Source organism: Streptomyces sp. MK7 (assembly GCF_032658145.1).
Lineage (GTDB): Bacteria > Actinomycetota > Actinomycetes > Streptomycetales > Streptomycetaceae > Streptomyces > Streptomyces spiralis.
In genome coordinates this window covers 309149-331158 of record NZ_JAVACL010000002.1, presented here as the reverse complement: position 1 = coordinate 331158, position 22010 = coordinate 309149, and the positions used below count along the sequence as shown (strand labels likewise).

16 protein-coding genes are annotated in these 22010 nt (G+C 72.0%); 8 read left to right on the top strand and 8 right to left on the bottom strand.

The genetic code is table 11. The annotated features are described in order from the left end of the window. Positions 1–40: 40 nt before the first annotated feature. Together R2S09_RS04215 and R2S09_RS04210 are read right to left on the bottom strand one after the other, a co-directional pair. Positions 41–2359, bottom strand: a complete 2319-nt coding sequence (locus tag R2S09_RS04215; protein ID WP_316739835.1) for a helix-hairpin-helix domain-containing protein — start codon at positions 2357–2359, stop codon at positions 41–43. Further along, the gene (locus R2S09_RS04210; RefSeq protein WP_306192550.1) at positions 2356–3339 is read right to left on the bottom strand and encodes an aldo/keto reductase; all 984 of its coding nucleotides are present in this window, start codon (positions 3337–3339) and stop codon (positions 2356–2358) included. Before R2S09_RS04210 ends, R2S09_RS04215 begins: the two co-directional genes overlap by 4 nt. A gap of 179 nt (positions 3340–3518) precedes the next feature. On the opposite strand from R2S09_RS04210, the gene R2S09_RS04205 reads away from it, so the two are divergent. After that, positions 3519–4574, top strand: coding sequence for an LLM class F420-dependent oxidoreductase (locus tag R2S09_RS04205; protein WP_306192549.1), 1056 nt, complete (start codon positions 3519–3521; stop codon positions 4572–4574). A 326-nt stretch (positions 4575–4900) separates the two neighbouring features. Beyond that, on the top strand, positions 4901–5689 hold the full coding sequence (locus tag R2S09_RS04200; protein WP_316739832.1) for a ferritin-like domain-containing protein: 789 nt from the start codon (positions 4901–4903) through the stop codon (positions 5687–5689). 53 nt (positions 5690–5742) lie between these two features. Here R2S09_RS04200 and corA read toward each other — a convergent pair whose 3' ends face one another. Then, positions 5743–6744, bottom strand: a complete 1002-nt coding sequence (gene corA, locus R2S09_RS04195; protein WP_306192547.1) for a magnesium/cobalt transporter CorA — start codon at positions 6742–6744, stop codon at positions 5743–5745. A gap of 61 nt (positions 6745–6805) precedes the next feature. Between corA and R2S09_RS04190 the strand changes: the two genes are divergently transcribed. The 4 genes from R2S09_RS04190 (at position 6806) to mshC (ending at position 10414) form a co-directional block, all read left to right on the top strand. Continuing rightward, a complete protein-coding gene (locus R2S09_RS04190) occupies positions 6806–7492 on the top strand; it encodes a histidine phosphatase family protein (protein ID WP_306192546.1) in 687 nt (228 codons plus the stop codon). A 164-nt stretch (positions 7493–7656) separates the two neighbouring features. Continuing rightward, on the top strand, positions 7657–8247 hold the full coding sequence (locus R2S09_RS04185) for a DUF3090 domain-containing protein (protein ID WP_306192545.1): 591 nt from the start codon (positions 7657–7659) through the stop codon (positions 8245–8247). Next, the gene (locus tag R2S09_RS04180) at positions 8211–9068 is read left to right on the top strand and encodes an SCO1664 family protein (protein WP_306192544.1); all 858 of its coding nucleotides are present in this window, start codon (positions 8211–8213) and stop codon (positions 9066–9068) included. Before R2S09_RS04185 ends, R2S09_RS04180 begins: the two co-directional genes overlap by 37 nt. 116 nt (positions 9069–9184) lie before the next feature. After that, on the top strand, positions 9185–10414 hold the full coding sequence (gene mshC, locus R2S09_RS04175; protein WP_316739825.1) for a cysteine--1-D-myo-inosityl 2-amino-2-deoxy-alpha-D-glucopyranoside ligase: 1230 nt from the start codon (positions 9185–9187) through the stop codon (positions 10412–10414). Between the two features lie 91 nt (positions 10415–10505). Here the strand turns inward: mshC and R2S09_RS04170 are convergent, their stop codons facing one another. The 5 genes from R2S09_RS04170 to R2S09_RS04150 form a co-directional block, all read right to left on the bottom strand. Continuing rightward, entirely contained in the window at positions 10506–11516 is a 1011-nt protein-coding gene (locus tag R2S09_RS04170; RefSeq protein WP_316739823.1) for a PAC2 family protein, read from the bottom strand. Between the two features lie 240 nt (positions 11517–11756). Next, on the bottom strand, positions 11757–13373 hold the full coding sequence (locus R2S09_RS04165; protein WP_306190268.1) for a glycerol-3-phosphate dehydrogenase/oxidase: 1617 nt from the start codon (positions 13371–13373) through the stop codon (positions 11757–11759). A gap of 9 nt (positions 13374–13382) precedes the next feature. Next, on the bottom strand, positions 13383–14942 hold the full coding sequence (gene glpK / locus R2S09_RS04160; RefSeq protein ID WP_306190267.1) for a glycerol kinase GlpK: 1560 nt from the start codon (positions 14940–14942) through the stop codon (positions 13383–13385). Between the two features lie 142 nt (positions 14943–15084). After that, positions 15085–15879 carry an MIP/aquaporin family protein gene (locus R2S09_RS04155; RefSeq protein WP_306190266.1) on the bottom strand — a complete coding sequence of 265 codons (795 nt, stop codon included), beginning with the start codon at positions 15877–15879 and terminating at the stop codon, positions 15085–15087. A 359-nt stretch (positions 15880–16238) separates the two neighbouring features. Beyond that, positions 16239–17003, bottom strand: a complete 765-nt coding sequence (locus R2S09_RS04150; RefSeq protein ID WP_030179212.1) for an IclR family transcriptional regulator — start codon at positions 17001–17003, stop codon at positions 16239–16241. A 306-nt stretch (positions 17004–17309) separates the two neighbouring features. Between R2S09_RS04150 and metH the strand changes: the two genes are divergently transcribed. Continuing rightward, a complete protein-coding gene (gene metH, locus R2S09_RS04145; RefSeq protein ID WP_316739819.1) occupies positions 17310–20828 on the top strand; it encodes a methionine synthase in 3519 nt (1172 codons plus the stop codon). A gap of 141 nt (positions 20829–20969) precedes the next feature. Further along, positions 20970–21671 carry an HAD family phosphatase gene (locus R2S09_RS04140; protein WP_306190264.1) on the top strand — a complete coding sequence of 234 codons (702 nt, stop codon included), beginning with the start codon at positions 20970–20972 and terminating at the stop codon, positions 21669–21671. The last annotated feature ends 339 nt before the right edge of the window (positions 21672–22010 follow it).

Below are 22010 nucleotides of genomic sequence, written 5' to 3'. Positions count from 1 at the left end.
AAGGTGGATTCCGTGACCACCGCCCGGGCGCTGCCTCGTCTCAGTCCCCTGCGGGTGCCTGTGCCGGTGCCTGTGCTTCCGCGTGCGTCTGCGTGCCCAGCAGGACGGGCAGCCTGGTCGTGCGGGGTCTGGCCGGCACCTCGGCCACCGCGCGCGGAAGCGCCTGCTCCACGCCGTGCACCACGGACAGATGCCGGCCCGCCCGGCCGAACGCCGTGTAGACCCACGGCCGGCTGAGCGCCTGCGCCGCGTCGCCGGGCAGCACCACGACCACGGCGGGCCACCGGCTGCCCACGGCCTGGTGCGCGGTCAGCGCCCATCCGTGCCGCACCCAGCCGTCCACGCGCTCCTTCGGCACTACCACGGGGGCGCCGGAGCACGACAGACGCAGGCCGTCGGCGTCGGCTCCCACCACATGGCCGGGCAACACACGGCCGGGGACGGGGGAGTAGACGACCCGGTCACCCGGGTCGAACCCGCCGAAACGGCCGGGGCCCGGGTTGAGACGTTCCTTGAGCGCGGCGTTGAGCGCGCGCGTGCCCGCCGCACCGCCGTGACCGGGGGTGATCACCACGGTCTGCTCGGACGGGACGCCGATCGCCCGGGGCACCGAGTCGGCGACGAGCTGCACGGTCCGGTGCACGGCCTCGCCGGCGTCCCGCACCGGAACGATCACGACCTCCTTGCCCGGCGCCTCCACCTGGTTCAGCTCGCCGACGCCGATACCGGAGACCAGCTCGCCCAGCGGTCCGGGGTCGGGCACCCGGGAGGCGACGTGCGGGCAGACCCGGGCCGCCAGCAGATCCGCGAAGACCCGCCCGGGACCCACGGACCACAGCACCGCCGGGTCCCCGGCCAGCACCAGCCGCGCCCCGTCCGGCAGCGACTCCACGAGCAGCGCCGCCGTCTCCACGTCCAGCTGCGGGGCGTCGAGCACGACGAGCAGGTCCAGGTCGAGCGCGCCGTCGGCGTCCCGACCGGGTCCCTCGGCACCGGACAGCAGGCCGGCCACGGTGACGACGGCGGGGCCGTCCGCTCGCGCGGGGCCACGCTCCTGGGCGGTCAGCTCCGCGAAGCCGTCGCGGCCGAGCGGGCTGTGGGTGGCGGCCCAGGCGCGCAGCCCGAGACGGTGCGCCTCGTCCAGCAGACGGGCCGGCTCGACGCGCGACGCCTCGCCGCCGGTGTGCAGCACCAGGCCGTGCGCGGCGACCGCGCGGATCAGCTCGGCGGCGGAGCCCTGGGCGGAGGCGGCGGCCCGCTCCCAGTCCTCCGCCGGGCCGTCCTCCTTCGGCACCGAGTCGGCCAGCCGGGCCAGCCCGTCGGCGAGGCTCTCCTCGGCGAGCGCGTACCGCTCCAGGCCGACGAGGATTCGCACCGGGCGCTCCGAGTCGTCCTCGTCGCCGTCCTGGGCGGCAGGCGCGCCCGGCTCGTCCAGGGCGTCCTGGAACACCAGGGCGTCGCCCTCGGCGAGCGCGCCCTGCAGCGCCGCGTCCGGGTCGGGCACCCCGCGCTGGGCCAGGGCGGCGGTGAGGGCCTGAGCCTCCAGTGACGTATGACCGGCCAGCGCCGCCTGCTCCAGCAGCCAGACGGTGAACGCCCGGCCGCGTCGCTCGTCCTCGGGGCCGCAGTCCGCGCCGAGCAGGGCCCGCGCGAAGCCGTCGGCCTGCTCCGGCCGTACCCCGGTGACGCGCAGCAACTGCCAGGGGTCGGCCCGCAGCCGCTCCTCGGCGCCCTCGCCGAGGGCCGCGGCCGCCGGGAGGGCGAGCGTCTCCGGGGCGCCGCCCTCGCTCAGCACCTGGCGCACGGCCTGGACGGTCTGCGGCGCGGGGGCCGCGGGAGCGGTGGCCGCCTCGGCCGACACCGGCCCCGGTCGCTGTACCGGCTCGGGGGCGGGTCTGCGGCGTACCGGCTCCGCCTCGGGCGTGGCGAAGGCGGTGGCCGGGGGTTTGGCGCCGCTCTCCACGGCCCGCACCGCCGCGAGCAGATCGGCCGCTGTGCCGCTGAGCTTGCTCCCGCTCTCGATCGGCCCCTTCTTCTCCGCCTTCCGGCGCTCGATCCGCTCCCGCTCGATCCGCTGCGCGGTGAGTTCGGCCTCGGCCTCGGACTTCTCGGCCGCGGCGCCGCCACGGTCGTCCGCGGCGCCACCGTCGTCCGCGGCGCCGGTGTCGGTGCCGGAGCCGGGGACCTCGGCCGGCGGGTCGGTGTTCTCCGTCGCCGGGTTCTCCGCCGCGGGGTCGGTGCTCTCGGACGCCGGGTCGGTGTTCTGCGTCGCCGGGCCGTCGTCCGGGGCGGCGTCCTGCGGCGCGGTGTCCGGGGTCCCCGGCTCGGTGCCCTCCGTGGTCTCCGGCTCCGTGCTCACAGCGTGCTCCAGTCGTGATCGGGATAGCGGTGCACGGGCGCCGACACGTCGTCGAGCGCCCGGCAGATCTCGTCAGGAAGACTAAGCGCCTCCACTGACAATGCCGCCGTGAGCTGCTGCGCGGTGCGCACGCCGATGATCGGGGCGGCCACGCCGGGCCGGTCCCGGACCCAGGCGAGGGCGACCTGGAGCGGGGTCACCGCCAGCCCGTCCGCCGCCGTGGTCACGGCGTCCACGATCCGGCTCGCCGTGTCGTCGAGGTACGGCTCGACGAACGGCGCGAGGTGCTCGGAGGCGCCCCTGGAGTCCGCAGGGGTCCCGTTGCGGTACTTGCCGGTGAGTACGCCGCGGCCCAGCGGGGAGGAGGGGAGCAGGCCGATGCCCAGGTCGAGCGCGGCCGGCAGCACCTCGCGCTCGACTCCGCGCTGGAGCAGCGAGTACTCCATCTGGGTGCTGGCCAGCCGGGTACGGGCGCCCGGCGCGGCCAGCTGCCAGGTCGCCGCCTTGGCCAGCTGCCAGCCGCAGAAGTTGGAGACTCCGGCGTAGCGCACCCGCCCGCTGCTCACGGCCAGGTCCAGGGTCTGGAGGGTCTCCTCCAGCGGGGTGCGCGGGTCGTAGGCGTGCACGTGCCACACGTCGATGTAGTCCGTGCCGAGGCGGGCGAGCGAGGCGTCCAGCGCCGCCAGCAGATGGCCGCGGGAGCCGTCGAAGCGGCGGTCCGGGTCCGGGACACTGCCCGCCTTCGTCGAGACCACCAGGTCGTGGCGGGGCACGAGGCCTTCCATGAGCCGCCCGAGCAGGTACTCGGCCTCTCCGTCGCCGTACACGTCGGCCGTGTCGACGAGGGTGCCGCCCGCCTCCCAGAACGCCTTCAGCATGTCCGCGGCGTCGTGCTCGTCGGTGTCCCGGCCCCAGGTCAGGGTGCCGAGGCCGATGCGGGACACGCGCAGGCCCGTACGGCCGAGATGCCTCTGCTCCATGAACGCCGAGATTACTGGCCACGGCCGGCACATGGGTTACCTGTGGACAACCCGACTTTCCCCCGTGCCGCCGGGCCGGGGAGGCACGGGTCACACCCGCGTCGTGGCCTGCCGTACGCCACGGCCACGCGCTAGGGTCTGGCGCACAGGGCACGTTACTCATGGGTAAGGGGATCGGTATGCGGCTCGGGATCAACCTCGGCTACTGGGGTGCCGGGATGGACGCGGACAATCTGGCCGTCGCCCGGGAGGCGGACCGGCTCGGCTACGCCGTGTGCTGGGCGGCCGAGGCCTACGGTTCGGACGCGGCCACCGTGCTCGCCTGGGTCGCGGCGCAGACCGAGCGCATCGACGTCGGCTCGGCCATCTTCCAGATCCCCGCCCGGCAGCCCGCGATGACCGCGATGACCGCCGCCACGCTCGACTCCCTCTCCGGCGGCCGGTTCCGCCTCGGCCTCGGCGTCTCGGGCCCGCAGGTCTCCGAGGGCTGGTACGGCGTCAGGTTCGACAAGCCGCTGGCGCGCACCCGTGAGTACGTGGAGATCGTCCGCAGGGCCATGAGCCGCGAGCGGCTGACCTACGAAGGCGAGCACTGGACGCTTCCGCTGCCCGGGGGCCCCGGCAAGCCGATCAAGCTGACCGTGCACCCGCAGCGCGAGCACATCCCGCTCTACATCGCCGCGATCGGCCCCAAGAACCTTCAGCAGACCGGCGAGATCGCCGACGGCGCGCTGCTCATCTTCCCCTCCTCCGACCACCTCGAGGAGACGGCCCTCAAGCACCTGCGCGCCGGCCGCGAGAAGGCCGGGCGGACCATGGACGGCTTCGACGTCTGCCCGACCCTGCCGCTCGCCCTCGGCGACGACAAGGACGTGGCCCGCCTCGCCGACACCTTCCGCCCCTACACCGCGCTCTACGTCGGCGGCATGGGCAGCCGCAAGCAGAACTTCTACAACCAGCTCGCGCAGCGCATGGGCTACGAGAAGGAGGCCGCCGAGATCCAGGACAAGTACCTGTCCGGCGACAAGGAGGGCGCCGCGGCCGCCGTCCCGCGGCAGCTCATCGACCAGACCACGCTGCTGGGCTCCGTCGACCGGATCGCGGACCGGATGCAGGCCTACGCGGCGGCCGGCGTCACCACGCTCACCCTGGCCCCCGCGGGCTTCACCCTGGACGAGCGGATCGCCGCGCTCCGCGCCGGCACCGAGGCCCTGGAGCGCGCCGGGCTGGCGTAGGCAGCGGCGGAAAGCAGGCAGCGGGCGGCCGAAAGCAGACGGCGGGCAGCGGCACTGCGCGGTCGGAGGCCCGTCGGCGGCCTCCCCAGGTTTTCTGCGGCCGTGGTGGGGGCTCGGGGGGTCTTCCCCGCCACGGCCGTCACCCAGAACAACGCGCCCGGGGCCGTGCGGTTACGCCCCGCCGCACCCGGCCGGCTCCGGCGTGCCGCTGCTCCGTTCGGCGCAGCCCGCCCCCGCACCTGTTGCGGCACCCCCGCACCCCCACTTGACTCGCCTTGACTCGTCCTTGGCGACGGTCCGGCGGTCCGGCAGGGAGGTGGCCCACGATGCTCTCACCCAGGGGTCTGTTCCAGGAGATCCTCGACCACGACGAGTCGTTCCGTCTGTTCTGCTCGATCGCGGCCGGCGGAGAGGCGCAGGGCGGCTGGGAGAACGGACGGATCGCCGCGCTCGTGCCGGCGACCGCCCGCGAACTCGCCCCCAAGATCGCGCGCCACGGGGCGGACGAGGACAAACACGGCCGGATCTTCCGCGCCCTGCTGAGGAAACGCGGCCTGGACCTCGTCGCGGTGCCCCCGGAGACCGACTACACCATGCTCCTGGAACGGCGGGGCATCGGCCTCGCGCACGACCGGCTCAGATCCGACGAGCCGCTCAGCGACACCGACATCATCGTCTACCTCGCGCACAGCCGGGTCACCGAACAGCGCGCCTGCGAACAGATGGACCTGCTGCGCCGGCACTTCGGCGACCACCCCGACCTGGGCCGCGCCGTGAAGATGATCGCCGGCGACGAGGACAACCACCTCGCCTACTGCCACGAGGAACTGCTCCGCCTCGCCGCCGCCGGACACGGCCGCACCATCCAGCGGACCCTGCGCACCTGCGCGCTCGCCGAGATCCGCGTCCACCGCGACGTGAGCCTGGCCGTCATGGCCCGCATGGGCCGCATCCTCGGGTGGTCACGGACGCGTTCCGCCCTGCTGGCGGCCGGCATCCACGCGGTCTACGCCTACGAACGCCTCGCCGGCTGGCACCGCATGGTCACCCTCGCCATGCCCGAGCGGCGCGACGCCCTCGGCGGTCCCCGCACCCCGGCCCCCGAGTTAGCCTGAGCACGGCCGCCTCCCGCGTCGTCGCGGACCCCGCCGTCACACCCGGCCCCGCGTCACAGCCAGCCCCGCCGCTTGAACAGCTGGTACAGCAGCACTTCCAGGACCGCCATCAGGGCGATCACCGCCGGATACGCCCAGATCCAGTGCAGCTCGGGCATGTGCTCGAAGTTCATGCCGTAGATCCCGGCGATCATCGTCGGGACCGCGGCCATGGCCGCCCATGCGGAGATCTTCCGCATGTCGTCGTTCTGCTGGACGCTGGTCTGCGCCAGATGCGCCGACAGGATGTCCGAGACCAGCCGGTCCAGGCTCTCCACGGACTCGTTGACCCGGGTGAGGTGGTCGCTGACGTCCCGGAAGAAGGGCCGCGCCTTGTCGTCCACGAACGGGACGGCCGTGGCGAAGGCGCTCTGGGCCGTGCCGCCGAGCCGGGACATCGGCAGTCCCAGCGGACCCGTGGCCCGCCGGAACTCGGTGATCTGGCGCTTGAAGTTGTAGATCCCGGACGCCGTGTGCCGGGAGCTGCCCCGCTCGGGCGAGAAGACCTCCGCCTCCAGCTCCTCCAGGTCGGTCTGCAACTCGGTCGCCACGTCCAGGTAGTGGTCGACGACCGAGTCGGCTATCGCGTACAGCACCGCCGTCGGGCCCTTGCCGAGCATCTCCGGCTCCCGCTCCAGGCGGCGCCGTACGACGTTCAACCCGACACCCTCGCCGTGGCGGACCGTGACCACGAACGAGTCACCGAGGAAGATCATGATCTCGCCGGTCGAGACGGCGTCGCTGCGGGGCTCGTAGACCACCGGTTTCAGCACCACGAACAGCGAGTCGTCGTAGATCTCCATCTTGGGCCGCTGATGGGCCTTCAGCGCGTCCTCCACCGCCAGCGGATGCAGTGCGAACTCGGCGCTGACCAGGTCGAACTCCTCCGCGCTCGGCTCGTGCAGCCCCATCCACACAAAGCCCCCGGCCGTCCGCGCCTCGGCCAGGGCGTCGGAGAAGTCCCGCGGACCCTCGGCGCGGTGCCCGTCACGGTAGATGCAACAGTCGACGATCACGGAGTGTGTTCTCCTTTCGTCCGGCCGACGCCGGAGCCGCCCGTACGCCTACTCTGGCCGCATGCCCACGCTGATCCTTGTCAGGCACGGACGTTCCACCGCCAACACCGCGGGCCTGCTCGCCGGCTGGACGCCCGGCGTCGCCCTCGACGAACGCGGCGCCGAGCAGGCCGCCGCACTGCCCGGCCGGCTCGACGGGCTGCCGATCACCGAGGTCGTCACCAGCCCGCTGCAACGCTGCCAGGAAACCGTACAGCCGCTCCTGGACGCGCGGCCCGGCCTGGCCGCGCACACCGACGAACGGATCGGGGAGTGCCACTACGGCGACTGGTCCGGCCGCAAGCTCAGCGAGCTCAAGGACGAGCCGCTGATGGAGGTGGTGCAGGCACATCCCACGGCGGCGGCCTTCCCCGGCGGCGAGTCCCTGCGCGCGATGCAGACCCGCGCCGCCGAGGCCGTACGCGAGTGGAACGCGCGCGTGGAGCGCGACCACGGCGCCGACGCGGTGTACCTGATGTGCTCCCACGGCGACATCATCAAGTCCCTCGTCGCGGACGCGCTCGGTCTGCATCTCGACCTCTTCCAGCGGATCTCCGTCGAACCCTGTTCCGTCACCGCGATCCGCTACACCCGGCTGCGGCCGTTCCTCGTGCGGCTCGGCGACACCGGCGACTTCGCGTCCCTGGTGCCGCGCGAGGAGCCGCCCGGTGACGACGCACCGGTCGGAGGCGGCGCGGGCGCACCGTGATCGTCGGCCGCAGTAGGGTGAAGCGGTCCCCGTCGGCGTCCCGACCCGAAGCGTCCGCCCGTTCCCACAGCACTCGTCGCCTTCGCCCTCTTCGCCCCAGCCGTCCCTTTCCGTCGTTTCCCGATCGTTTTCCCCGATTCCCACGATTCCCATGGAGACAGGACGTGTCCCGTCAGGTGTTCCTCTACGACCCCCCGGACCGTTTCGTGGCCGGCACGGTCGGACTGCCCGGGCGCCGTACGTTCTTCCTCCAGGCCACCGCCGGCTCCCGGGTGACCAGCGTGGCCCTGGAGAAGACCCAGGTCGCCGCGCTCGCCGAACGCATGGACGAGCTGCTTGACGAGGTCGTGCGCCGCAGCGGGGGCAACGCCGCCGTCCCCGCGATGGCGCCCACCGAGATCACCGACACCGCCCCGCTGGACACCCCCATCGAGGAGGAGTTCCGCGTCGGCACCATGGCGCTCGCCTGGGACGGCGAGGAGCAGCGCATGATCGTCGAGGCACAGGCCCTCGTCGAGCTCGACGCCGAGTCCGAGGAGGACCTCGCGGAGGCCGAGGAGCGGCTGCTCCAGGACGAGGAGAACGGCCCCCCGATGCTGCGGGTCCGTCTCACCGGCGCCCAGGCGAGGGCCTTCGCCAAACGCGCCCTCGACGTCGTCAACGCCGGGCGGCCGCCGTGCCCGCTGTGCAGCCTGCCCCTGGACCCGGAAGGACACGTATGTCCGCGCCAGAACGGATACCGCCGCGGGGCGTGACACCCCCGTCCCACGCGGCCTCCGTCGAGCTGCTCTGCCACGGCGAGCTCACCGTGCGCGGCCGTATCCGCGACGCCTCGAACGCGGCGCTGTTCTGCACGATCGCCCACGACGGCCGGGAGGCGTCGTGCGTGTACAAGCCGGTCGCCGGGGAGCGCCCGCTGTGGGACTTCCCCGACGGCACCCTGGCCGGCCGCGAGGTGGCGGCCTACGAGGTCTCCGAGGCGACCGGCTGGGACCTGATCCCGCCCACCGTGCTGCGCGACGGCCCCTACGGCGAGGGCATGGTCCAGCTGTGGATCGAGGTGGCCACCGACGGCGACGGTGACGGCGGCGACGCCGAGCTGCTCGCGCTGGTCGACGCCGAGGAACCCGGGCCCGGCTGGAAGGCGATCGCCCTCGCCGAGGTCGGCGAGGGCCGCACGGCGCTGCTCGTGCACGCCGACGACGAGCGGCTGCGCCGGCTGGCCGTGCTCGACGCGGTGATCAACAATGCCGACCGCAAGGGCGGCCATCTGCTGCCCACCGCGCAGGGGCGGCTGTACGGCATCGACCACGGCGTCACCTTCAACGTCGAGAACAAGCTGCGCACCCTCCTGTGGGGCTGGGCGGGCGAGCCCCTGCCCCCGGAGTCCCTCGACGTCCTCAAGGGCCTCAAGGACGCCCTGAGCGACGGCGGCCGTCTCGCCGTCCGGCTGGCCGACCTGATCACTCCGGCCGAGATCGACGCCACGCGCGCGCGTGTGGACGCCCTCCTCGCCTCCGGCACCCACCCCGGACCGAACGGCGACTGGCCGGCGATTCCCTGGCCACCGGTGTAGCGGGGCCGCCCGGCGCGTGGCCGAGCACACGCGCCGGGATCCCGCAAGAGTGCCTTACCGGTCATCCGGAGCGGTCCGGTTCGTGGACGGGACCGCGGTCCGGTTACGCTCATGACATGCATGCCTGGCCCGCTTCCGAGGTCCCCGCCCTGCCAGGTCAGGGCCGCGACCTGAGGATCCACGACACCGCGACCGGCGGTCTGGTCACCCTCCAGCCCGGTCCCGTCGCCCGTATCTATGTCTGCGGCATCACGCCGTACGACGCGACCCACATGGGTCACGCGGCGACCTACAACGCGTTCGACCTCGTTCAGCGCGTGTGGCTCGACACCAAGCGGCAGGTTCACTACGTCCAGAACGTCACCGACGTCGACGATCCGCTGCTGGAGCGGGCGCAGCGCGACGACGTCGACTGGGTGAAGCTGGCCGAGCGGGAGACGGCCCTGTTCCGCGAGGACATGACCGCCCTGCGAATGCTGCCCCCGAAGCACTACATAGGCGCCGTGGAGGCGATACCCGGCATCGTCCCGCTGGTCGAACGGCTGCGGGACCTGGGCGCGGCGTACGAGCTCGACGGCGACGTCTACTTCTCCGTCGAGTCCGACCCGCACTTCGGCGAGGTCTCCCGCCTGGACGCCGCCGCGATGCGGCTGCTGTCCGCCGAGCGCGGCGGCGACCCCGACCGCCCGGGCAAGAAGAACCCGCTCGACGCGATGCTGTGGATGGCGGCCCGCGAGGGCGAGCCCAGCTGGGACGGCGGCTCGCTCGGCCGCGGCCGGCCCGGCTGGCACATCGAGTGCGTGGCCATCGCCCTCGACCACCTCGGGATGGGCTTCGACGTCCAGGGCGGCGGCTCCGACCTCGCCTTCCCGCACCACGAGATGGGCGCCTCGCACGCCCAGGTGCTCACCGGCGAGTTCCCCATGGCCAAGGCCTACGTCCACGCCGGCATGGTCGCGCTGGACGGCGAGAAGATGTCCAAGTCCAAGGGCAACCTGGTCTTCGTCTCGCGGCTGCGGCGCGACGGCGTCGACCCGGCCGCCATCCGGCTGGCGCTCCTCGCCCACCACTACCGCTCCGACTGGGAGTGGACCGACCAGGTCCTCCAGGACGCCGTGGCCCGGCTCGGCCGCTGGCGCTCCGCCGTCTCCCGGCCCGACGGCCCGTCCGCCGACGCGCTGGTCGAGGAGATCCGCGACGCCCTCGCCGACGACCTGAACGCACCGGCCGCGCTCACCGCGGTCGACCGCTGGGTGGCTCTCCAGCAGGAGCACGGCGGCACCGACACCGGTGCTCCGGGCCTGGTCTCGCGGGCCGTGGACGCCCTGCTGGGCGTGGCCCTCTGACGGCTCTCCGACGGCCGGCACCCGGCCGACGACACCATCAGGGGCGGTGCGCCGCACGGCGCACCGCCCCTGATGTCTGTCCTGGTCCGGGTCAGTCCTCCGAGGAGTCCTCGTCGTCGGTGTCCGGCCCCGTCTCCGGGCCCGTCCCGGTCTCCGGCTTCGGGGGCTTCGGCGGCCGGGTCCGTCCGCTGGGGCTGTCCCGCAGATAGGAGCCGCCCTCGCCGCCGTCCGCCGTGGCGTGCCCGCCGGACGACGGACCGCCGCCGTCCCGGCGCCGCAGATACCGCTCGAACTCGCGGGCGATCGCCTCGCCCGACGCCTCCGGCAGCTCGGCGGTGTCCCGGGCCTCCTCGAGCGTCTGGACGTACTCGGAGACCTCGCTGTCCTCGGCGGCCAGCTGGTCCACGCCCACCTGCCAGGCGCGCGCGTCCTCGGGCAGCTCGCCGAGCGGGATCCGCAGGTCCAGCAGGTCCTCCAGGCGGTTGAGCAGGGCCAGCGTGGCCTTGGGGTTGGGCGGCTGCGAGACGTAGTGCGGGACCGCCGCCCACAGGGAGACCGCCGGGACACCCGCGTGCGTGCAGGCCTCCTGCAGTACGCCGACGATGCCCGTGGGGCCCTCGTACTTGGTCTCCTCCAGGTCCATCCGGCGGGCCAGGTCCGTGTCGGACGTGGTCCCGCTGATCGGGACCGGACGCGTGTGCGGGGTGTCGCCGAGCAGCGCACCGAGGATGACCACCAGTTCCACGCCCAGTTCGTGCGCGAAGCCGAGCAGCTCGTTGCAGAACGAGCGCCAGCGCATGGACGGTTCGATCCCGCGCACCAGCACCAGGTCACGCGGCTTGTCGCCGCCGATCCGGACCACCGACAGCCGTGTGGTCGGCCAGGTGATCTTGCGCACGCCGCCGTCCATGAACACCGTGGGGCGGTTCACCTGGAAGTCGTAGTAGTCCTCGGCGTCCAGCGCCGCGAACACCTCGCCCTTCCACTCCCTCTCCAGATGCGCGACCGCGGTGGAGGCGGCGTCGCCGGCATCGTTCCAGCCCTCGAACGCGGCCACCATGACCGGGTCGATCAGCTCGGGAACCCCCTCGAGCTCGATCACCCAGTGCCTCCTTCCGACGTGCCCTCGCTTGACCCACCAACCTTACGGCGTGCCGCGGGGGCGCCAGCAGCCCCCTTGCACGGGGGAGTGAACGCATCACTGCCCCGTCCGAGACGGTCGAACACCCATGATCCAGAACGCGTGGGACCCGGAACGGCGAGGGCCGGCCCCCGATGCGGCGGGGGCCGGCCCTCGGTCCTCAGGCCGGCGGGGCCTGGCGGTGCCCCACGGCGACCACGCTCACTTCCTGTCGAGCAGGTCCTGGACCTTGGCCCGCACCTCGTCCGTGGCCAGGCCGCGGATCGTCAGCGTCGTACGGCGGCGCAGCACGTCGTCCGGCGTCTCGGCCCACTCGTGGTCCCGGGCCCACACGACCTGCGCCCAGATCTCCGGGGCGTCCGGGTGGACCCGCTCGCCCAGCTCCGGGTTCTCGTTGGCCAGGCGGGCGATGTCGAACGCCAGCGAGCCGTAGTGCGTGGCCAGGTGCCGGGCGGTGTCCGCGGCCATCCGCGGGCCGGGCGCAGGACGGTCCACCAGCAGCCGGTGCGCCACCGCGCGCGGGTTGGCGATGCCGGGCAGCGGCAGCTTCCTCGGCAGCGTCGAGATCGGCTCGAAGTCCTCGCCCAGCGGCCGGCCGGGCAGCGACTCCAACTGCTTCATCACCGTACGGCCGATGTGCCGGAAGGTCGTCCACTTGCCGCCCGCCACGGACAGCATGCCGCCCTTGCCCTCGGTGACCACGGTCTCGCGCTTGGCCTTGGCGGTGTCGCCGGGGCCGCCCGGCAGCACCCTGAGGCCCGCGAAGGCGTACGTGATCAGGTCGCGCTCGAGCTGCTGGTCGCGGACGGAGTACGCGGCCTCGTCGAGTATCTGCGCGATGTCCTTGTCGTTGACCGCGACGTCCGCGGGGTCGCCCTCGTACTCCTCGTCGGTGGTGCCGAGCAGCAGCATGTCCTCCCAGGGGAGGGCGAAGGTGATCCGGTACTTGTCGATCGGGGTGGCCAGCGCGGCCTTCCAGGGGGAGGTGCGCTTCAGGACCAGGTGCGCGCCCTTCGACAGCCGGATGGACGGCGCGGCGTTCGGGTCCTCCATCCTGCGCAGGTGGTCGACCCACGGGCCGGTCGCGTTCAGCACAAGCCGGGCGTCGACCCCGAACTCGTCGCCGGACAGCCGGTCCTTCAGCTCGGCACCGGTGACCCGGCCCCTGGTGAAGCGCAGGCCGGTGACCTCGGCGTGGTTGAGGACGGCCGCGCCCGCCTCGACGGCCGCGCGGACCGTCATCAGCGCCATGCGCGCGTCGTTCATCTGGTCGTCGCCGTACACGGCCACGGCCTTGAGGTTCTCGGTGCGCAGCTCGGGCACGTCCTGCGCCGCCTTGGCGGGGGAGAGCAGGTGGCCCACGCCGTCACCGAACGCGGAGAGCGCGGAGTAGGCGAACACGCCCGCCCCGAGCTTTGCCGCGCCGTGCGGCCCGCCCTTGTACACGGGGAGGTAGAAGGTGAGCGGGTTCGCCAGGTGGGGGGCCACCTGGCGGGAGACCGCACGGCGCTCGAAGTGGTTCTCCGCCACCAGCTTCACCGCGCCGGTCTGCAGATAGCGCAGACCGCCGTGGAGGAGCTTGGAGGAGGCGGAGGAGGTGGCGCCGGCGAAGTCGCCGGCGTCGACCAGAGCCACCCTGAGCCCGGACTGCGCGGCGTGCCAGGCGGTGGAGATGCCCAGGATGCCGCCGCCGATCACGAGGAGGTCGTACGTCGCCTTGGAGAGCTGCTCCCGGGTCTCGGCCCGGCTCGCGTGGGAGCCGGAGGCCGGACGCGTCCCCAGGGCAGGCACGGACTGCAGGGTGGACTGACTGGTCATTGCGGTTTCTTACTCCTCGTCCTCGAGCCAGCCCATGGTCCGCTCGACGGCCTTGAGCCAGTTCTTGTACTCACGGTCGCGGGTCTCCGCGTCCATGCGGGGGGTCCACTCGGCGGCCCGGCGCCAGTTGGCGCGCAGGTCGTCGGTGCTGGTCCAGAAGCCGACGGCGAGGCCGGCGGCGTAGGCGGCGCCGAGGCAGGTGGTCTCGGCGACCATCGGGCGCACCACGGGGGCGTCCAGGACGTCCGAGAGCGTCTGCATCAGCAGGTTGTTGGCGGTCATGCCGCCGTCGACCTTGAGGGTGGCCAGCTCGACGCCGGAGTCCTTGGTCATGGCGTCGGCGATCTCCCGGGTCTGCCAGGCGGTGGCCTCCAGGACGGCGCGCGCGAGGTGCGCCTTGGTGACGTACCGGGTCAGGCCGGCGATCACACCGCGGGCGTCGGAGCGCCAGTGCGGGGCGAACAGGCCGGAGAAGGCCGGCACGAAGTACGCGCCGCCGTTGTCCTCGACCGAGAGCGCGAGCGTCTCGATCTCGGCGGCGGTGGAGATCAGGCCCATCTGGTCGCGCATCCACTGCACCAGCGAGCCGGTGACGGCGATCGAGCCCTCCAGGGCGTAGACCGTGTCCTGGTCGCCGATCTTGTAACCGACGGTGGTCAGCAGGCCCGCGTAGGAGTTGATGATCTTGTCACCGGTGTTCATCACCATGAAGGTGCCGGTGCCGTACGTGGACTTGGTCTCGCCCTCGGAGAAGCAGGTCTGGCCGAACAGGGCCGCCTGCTGGTCGCCGAGCGCGGAGGCCACCGGGATGCCGCCGAGCAGATCGCCCAGCTTGCCGCCGGTGATCTCGCCGTAGACCTCGGCGGAGGAGCGGATCTCCGGCAGGATCTGCATCGGGACGCCGATCGACTCGCAGATCTTGTCGTCCCACTCCATGGTGTGGAGGTTCATCAGCATGGTGCGGGAGGCGTTGGTCACGTCGGTGACGTGCTTGCCGCCGTCGGTGCCACCGGTCAGGTTCCAGATGACCCAGGTGTCCATGGTGCCGAAGAGGATGTCGCCCGCCTCGGCGCGCTCCTTGAGGCCCTCGACGTTGTCGAGCAGCCAGCGGGCCTTGGGACCGGCGAAGTAGGAGGCGAGGGGAAGGCCGGTCTCGCGGCGGAAGCGGTCCTGGCCGACGTTGCGGCCGAGCTCCCTGCACAGGGCGTCGGTGCGGGTGTCCTGCCAGACGATGGCGTTGTGGACGGGCTCACCGGTGTTCCGGTCCCACAGCACGGTGGTCTCGCGCTGGTTGGTGATGCCGATGGCCTTGATGTCGTCGCGGGTGATGCCGGCCTTCTCGATGGCGCCGGCGACGACCTCCTGGACGTTGGTCCAGATCTCGGCGGCGTCGTGCTCGACCCAGCCCGGCTTGGGGAAGATCTGCTCGTGCTCCTTCTGGTCGACGGAGACGATCCGGCCGTCCCGGTCGAAGACGATGCAGCGCGAGGAGGTGGTGCCCTGGTCGATGGCGGCGATGAACGGGCCGTGCCCGTGGGATGCGATGCCGGCGGTGTTGGCGTCGGTCACTGTGTGCTCCTGAGGGTCCTGAGGTCCTGAAGGTCCGTGGTCCGTGGTCGGTGATCAGTGGTGCTGTGGTACGGCGCGGTGGTGCGGACGCATGAGGTCCGCCGCGGCGCTCGCCGCCCGGGGGCCGCGAGCGCGGCGGTCGTCAGGCGAACGCGATGTTGTAGATACCGGCGCCGATCGCCCCGCCGATCAGCGGGCCGACGACCGGGATCCAGGCGTAGCTCCAGTCGGAGCCGCCCTTGTTGGGCAGCGGCAGCAGCGCGTGCACGATGCGGGGGCCGAGGTCACGGGCCGGGTTGATGGCGTAGCCCGTGGGGCCGCCGAGCGACAGACCGATGGAGACGACCACGAACGCGGTGATCAGGCCGCCGAGGACACCGAGGCCGTCGCCCTTGGCGTTCAGGCCCTGGGTCAGGACCGCCAGGATCAGCACGACGGTGCCGATGATCTCGGTGGCGAGGTTCTGCACCACGTTTCTGATCTCCGGGCCCGTCGAGAAGATGCCGAGCACCGGGCCGGCGCCCTTCTCCTGGGCCTCGACCGCCTTGGCGGCGGTGGCCTGCGCACCCGGGCCGCCGACGATCTCCTTGTCGGTCAGGTGGGCGTGGAACTGGCCGTAGTAGGCGACCCACACCAGGGCCGCACCGATCATGGCGCCGAGCAGCTGACCGGCGAAGTAGGTCGGTACGTTCGACCAGTCGCTGTCCTTGATGGCGAGGGCCACCGTCACGGCCGGGTTCAGGTGGGCCCCGGAGAGCGGGCCCGAGATGTACACGGCCGTCATCACGGCGAAACCCCACCCGAAGGCGATGGCGAGCCAGCCGGCGTTACGGGCCTTGGAGGCCTTCAGGGTGACGGCGGCACACACGCCGCCGCCGAGCAGGATGAGTATGGCGGTACCGATGGTCTCGCCGATGAAGATGTCGGAGCTGGACACCCGCGACTCCTTTGTCCTTCGTCCAGGGGTAGCCGAACCCCGGGTCCCTCCGGGGGTCTGGCGCCCTCGGGGGTGAGAGCGATGCCGGCCCTTGGCGCTGCCACACTCTAGCGCGTATTGCCGCAAGGTGTTCGACAATGCCGACCGATGGACGCGAGTCTCACCTCGCTGTGACACGGGCGTCAAGAGTTCTGTAGTCGAAAGCGCGATCGTTACTGATCGCCGGGTCGGGACCCGTCCACCGCGGGCACGTGAAAGTCCGCCACGGGCACGTGAAAGTCCGCCGCGGGCACGCGAAAGGCCGGCACACCGACGGTGTACCGGCCTCCCGCGCTCTTCCCGCGGCCTTCCCGCGGCGCTCAGAACCGCCCGGCGCCCAGATCCCTCGAGACGGCGCGGGCGCAGTCCCGCACGGCCGCGATCAGCTCGGGGCGCAGCTCGCCGTCCCGGCGCACCCGCTCCACCGCTCCGGTGATCCCGACGGCGCCGACCGGCATCCTGCGCCGGTCGTGGATGGGTGCCGCGATGGACGCGACGCCCTCCCAGGTCTCCTCCACGTCGGCCGCGTACCCCCGCGCGCGCGTGAGGTCGAGGATGTGCTCGAAGTCCTCCATGTCGCACACGGTCCGGTCCGTGAACGCCTTGCGGTCGGCCTCCACGGCCTCGCTGTGCGCGACCGGGTCGTACGCCGACAGGACCTTGCCCAGGGCCGTGGAGTGCAGGGGCTGCATCGCCCCGATCTCCAGCACCTGCCGGCTGTCGTCCGGGCGGAAGACGTGGTGCACGATCAGCACGCCCTGCTGGTGCAGAACCCCCAGGTAGACGCTCTCACCGCTGGAGCGCGCCAGGTCGTCCGTCCACACCAGGGCACGTGCCCGCAGCTCGTGCACGTCGAGGTAGGTGGTGCCCAGGCGCAGCAGCTCCGCGCCGAGCTGGTAGCGGCCGGAGGCGTCGTCCTGCTCCACGAACCCCTCCTGCTGGAGGGTGCGCAGTATGCCGTGGGCGGTGCCCTTGGCGAGGCCCAGAGAAGAGGCGATGTCCGACAGGCCGAGCCGTCGTTCGCCGCCCGCGAGCAAGCGCAGCATCGCGGCCGCCCGTTCGAGCGACTGGATGTTCCGTGCCATCGCCGTCCTGCCTCCGTCCCCTTCGACCGCCGGCGGCCGATTTCGTCGCCGCCGTTCGGCAATGTCGAACACTACCGGTCCATGTCGACTCTCCGCTAATGGTCGGTCGACACCTGTTACGAGCCGGGCCTCCCGCGAGTGGCCCGGCGGTCATCCTCGTCCGCGTGGTGGACGCTCTGACCATCGGGTGGCCGACCCGGCTAGGCTTGCCGCGTGCGCCTTCCCCGGGAGGCTCCGGTGTGAGTCCTCGCGAACCACCGGGGAAGGCGCAAAGCCGACAGCCGTCGCACCTAAGGGAGCCCCTTCATGGCCTCGTTGCCGCCGACCCCTTCCGCCGACAGCCGGACCCGTGTGTCCGCCCTCCGCGAGGCGCTCGCCACCCGAGTGGTGGTGGCCGACGGAGCGATGGGCACCATGCTCCAGGCCCAGGAGCCCACGCTCGAGGACTTCCAGAACCTGGAAGGCTGCAACGAGATTCTGAACCTGACCCGGCCCGACATCGTCCGTTCGGTCCACGACGCCTACTTCGCGGCGGACGTCGACTGCGTGGAGACCAACACCTTCGGCGCCAACCACACGGCCGCGGCGGAGTACGAGATCTCCGACCGGGTCCACGAGCTGTCCGAGGCGGGCGCCCGCATCGCCCGGGAGGTCGCCGACGAGTACGCCGCCCGCGACGGCCGCACCCGCTGGGTGCTCGGCTCGATCGGCCCCGGCACCAAGCTGCCCACCCTCGGCCACGTCGGCTACGCCACCATTCGCGACGGCTACCAGGCCAACGCCGAGGGGCTGCTGGCGGGCGGCGCGGACGCGCTGATCGTGGAGACCACGCAGGACCTGCTCCAGACGAAGGCCTCGGTACTGGGCGCCCGCCGGGCCATGGAGGCCGCCGGCATCGAGGTGCCCCTGCTGGTGTCGATGGCGTTCGAGACGACCGGCACGATGCTGCTCGGCTCGGAGATCGGCGCGGCGCTGACCGCGCTGGAGCCGCTCGGCATCGACATGATCGGCCTGAACTGCTCCACCGGCCCGGCGGAGATGAGCGAACACCTGCGCTACCTCACCCGCCACTCCCGTATCCCGCTGCTGTGCATGCCGAACGCGGGTCTGCCGGTCCTGACCAAGGACGGCGCGCACTTCCCGCTGGACCCGGAGGGCCTGGCGGACGCGCAGGAGAACTTCGTCCGCGACTACGGCCTGTCGCTGGTGGGCGGCTGCTGCGGTACGACCCCGGAGCATCTGCGGCAGCTGGTGGAGCGGGTGCGGGACCTGGCCCCGCTGGAGCGCAGCCCGCGCCCGGAGCCCGGCGCCGCCTCCCTCTACCAGACCGTCCCCTTCCGCCAGGACACGTCCTATCTGGCGATCGGGGAGCGGACGAACGCCAACGGGTCGAAGAAGTTCCGCGAGGCCATGCTCGAGGGCCGCTGGGACGACTGTGTGGAGATGGCCCGGGAGCAGATCCGCGAGGGCGCGCACATGCTCGACCTGTGCGTGGACTACGTGGGCCGCGACGGCGTCGCCGACATGGCCGAGCTGGCCGGACGGTTCGCCACCGCCTCCACGCTGCCGATCGTGCTGGACTCCACCGAGGTCGACGTGATCGAGGCCGGGCTGGAGAAGCTCGGCGGCCGCGCGGTGATCAACTCCGTCAACTACGAGGACGGTGACGGCCCCGAGTCGCGGTTCGCGAAGGTCACGAAGCTCGCCCGGGAGCACGGGGCGGCGCTGATCGCGCTGACCATCGACGAGGTGGGCCAGGCCCGTACCGCCGAGAAGAAGGTCGAGGTCGCCGAGCGGCTGATCGCGGACTTGACCGGCAACTGGGGCATCCGCGAGGAGGACATCCTCGTGGACTGCCTGACCTTCACCATCTGCACCGGTCAGGAGGAGTCCCGCAAGGACGGCCTGGCCACCGTCGAGGGCATCCGCGAGCTGAAGAAGCGGCACCCGAAGGTGCAGACGACCCTCGGTCTGTCGAACATCTCCTTCGGCCTGAACCCGGCCGCCCGGATCCTGCTGAACTCCGTCTTCCTGGACGAGTGCGTCAAGGCCGGCCTGGACTCCGCGATCGTCCACGCGAGCAAGATCCTGCCGATCGCCCGCTTCGACGAGGAGCAGGTCACCACCGCCCTGGACCTGATCTACGACCGCCGCCGTGAGGGCTACGACCCGCTGCAGAAGCTCATGCAGCTGTTCGAGGGCGCCACCGCCAAGTCCCTGAAGGCGGGCAGGGCCGAGGAGCTGGCCGCGCTGCCGCTGGAGGAGCGGCTGAAGCGGCGGATCATCGATGGCGAACGCAACGGCCTGGAAGCCGACCTGGACGAGGCGCTTCAGAGCCGTAGGGCGCTGGACATCGTCAACGACACCCTGCTGGACGGCATGAAGGTCGTCGGTGAGCTGTTCGGCTCCGGGCAGATGCAGCTGCCGTTCGTGCTCCAGTCCGCCGAGGTCATGAAGGCGGCCGTCGCCCACCTCGAGCCGCACATGGAGAAGACCGACGAGGCCGGCAAGGGCACGATCGTGCTGGCCACCGTGCGTGGCGACGTGCACGACATCGGCAAGAACCTGGTCGACATCATCCTGTCCAACAACGGCTACAACGTGGTCAACCTGGGCATCAAGCAGCCGGTCTCGGCGATCCTGGAGGCCGCGGACGAGCACAAGGCGGACGTGATCGGCATGTCCGGGCTGCTGGTGAAGTCCACGGTGATCATGAAGGAGAACCTGGAGGAGCTCAACGCCCGCGGCCTGGCCACCCGCTACCCGGTCATCCTCGGCGGCGCCGCCCTGACCCGCGCGTACGTGGAGCAGGACCTGCACGAGCTGTACCAGGGCGAGGTCCGCTACGCCCGCGACGCCTTCGAGGGCCTGCGCCTGATGGACGCCCTGATCGGCGTCAAGCGCGGCGTGCCCGGCGCCAAGCTGCCCGAACTGCGGCAGCGGCGGGTCCGCGCCACCGCGGCGGTGGTGGAGGAGGAGCAGCGGCCGCAGGAGGGTCATGTCCGCTCGGACGTGGCCACCGACAACCCGGTCCCGGAGCCTCCGTTCTGGGGCACCCGGGTGGTCAAGGGCATCCCGCTGAAGGACTACGCCTCCTGGCTGGACGAGGGCGCCCTGTTCAAGGGCCAGTGGGGCCTGCGCCAGGCCCGCACCGGCGCCGGGCCGACGTACGAGGAGCTGGTGGAAACCGAGGGCCGTCCCCGGCTGCGCGGCCTGCTCGACCGGCTCCAGACGGAGAACCTGCTGGAGGCGGCCGTCGTCCACGGCTACTTCCCGTGCGTGTCCAAGGACGACGACCTGATCGTCCTGGACGAGGAGGGCAACGAGCGCACCCGGTTCACCTTCCCGCGCCAGCGCCGCGGCCGCCGCCTGTGCCTGGCGGACTTCTTCCGCCCGGAGGAGTCAGGGGAGCGGGACGTCGTCGGCTTCCAGGTCGTCACTGTCGGCTCGAAGATCGGGGAGGAGACGGCCCGGCTGTTCGCGTCCGACTCCTACCGTGAGTACCTGGAGCTGCACGGTCTGTCAGTGCAGCTGGCCGAGGCGCTCGCCGAGTACTGGCACGCACGCGTCCGCGCCGAGCTGGGCTTCGCCGGGGAGGACCCGAGCGACATCGAAGACATGTTCGCTCTGAAGTACCGGGGAGCCCGTTTCTCCCTCGGTTACGGCGCCTGCCCCGACCTGGAGGACCGTGCCAAGATCGCCGCGCTCCTGGAGCCCGAGCGGATCGGGGTGCACCTCTCCGAGGAGTTCCAGCTGCACCCCGAGCAGTCCACCGACGCCATCGTGATCCACCACCCGGAGGCCAAGTACTTCAACGCGCGCTGAGACCGCTGAACAGGGGACATCCCGGCCGGGCGCGGTCTCGACGAGGCGTTTGTCCCTTCCACGTCGTAGACTGGTCGGTCCACTGCAGGCCGGTTCCCCGCGCGGGAACCGGCCTGATCGTCCCTCAAGGAGGTACGCCGGATGACCAGTACGGTCCCCGCGCCAGGCACCCGCACGGCCGAAGGCTCCGCCCTGGAGGCAGTGCTCCTCGACATGGACGGAACCCTGGTGGACACGGAGGGTTTCTGGTGGGACGTCGAGGTGGAGGTGTTCGCGGCCCTCGGCCACAGACTCGACGATGCCTGGAGACATGTCGTCGTCGGCGGCCCCATGACCCGCAGCGCGGGCTTCCTCATCGAGGCCACCGGCGCCGCCATCACCCTCGCCGAGCTCACGGTGCTGCTCAACCAGGGCTTCGAGGACCGTATCGACCGCGCCCTGCCGCTGATGCCGGGCGCGGCGCGGCTGCTGGCGGAGCTGTCGACGCACGAGATCCCCACCGCCCTGGTCTCCGCCTCCCACCGGCGCATCATCGACCGCGTCATGATCTCGCTCGGGCCCGAGTACTTCTCCTTCTCGGTGGCCGGTGACGAGGTGGCACGCACCAAGCCGCATCCGGAGCCTTATCTGCTGGCCGCCACCCGCCTGGGAGTGGATCCGGCCAGGTGCGCGGTCGTCGAGGACACCGCCACCGGGGTCGCCGCGGCCGAGGCCGCCGGCTGCCGTGTGGTCGCCGTCCCCTCCGTGGCCCCCATCGCCCCGGCCCCCCGGCGCACCGTCGTGACCTCGCTGGAAGAGGTCGACCTGCCGTTCCTCCAGGGGCTGATGACGTACCTGGGCTAGGGGAGGGCTAGGGGGTGTCTCGTCGATGAGGCCCGAGCAGGGCCCCGGCCACGGGATGGCCGAATCCCGATATCCCCGCCTCGAGTCAGTGGTGTGACGTTCACCACTCAATAGGGGGTCGACAGGGGCGTCGGCGTGTGCAGCCCCCCTCGTGCGAGGCGCCGTCCGCGCGTCTTTGTGTCCCGATTGATGAGAGGCTGCACGAATCATTCCAGTGGCGCGTTTTCGGTGCGTCCACACCTGATTCCGCTGCGTGATGGCGACTCAACTCCGGTGGCCGCGAACCCTCCTGCGGGCGCGGACTAATCTCGTCGCGAGAACATCGCCCCACTCCCGTGA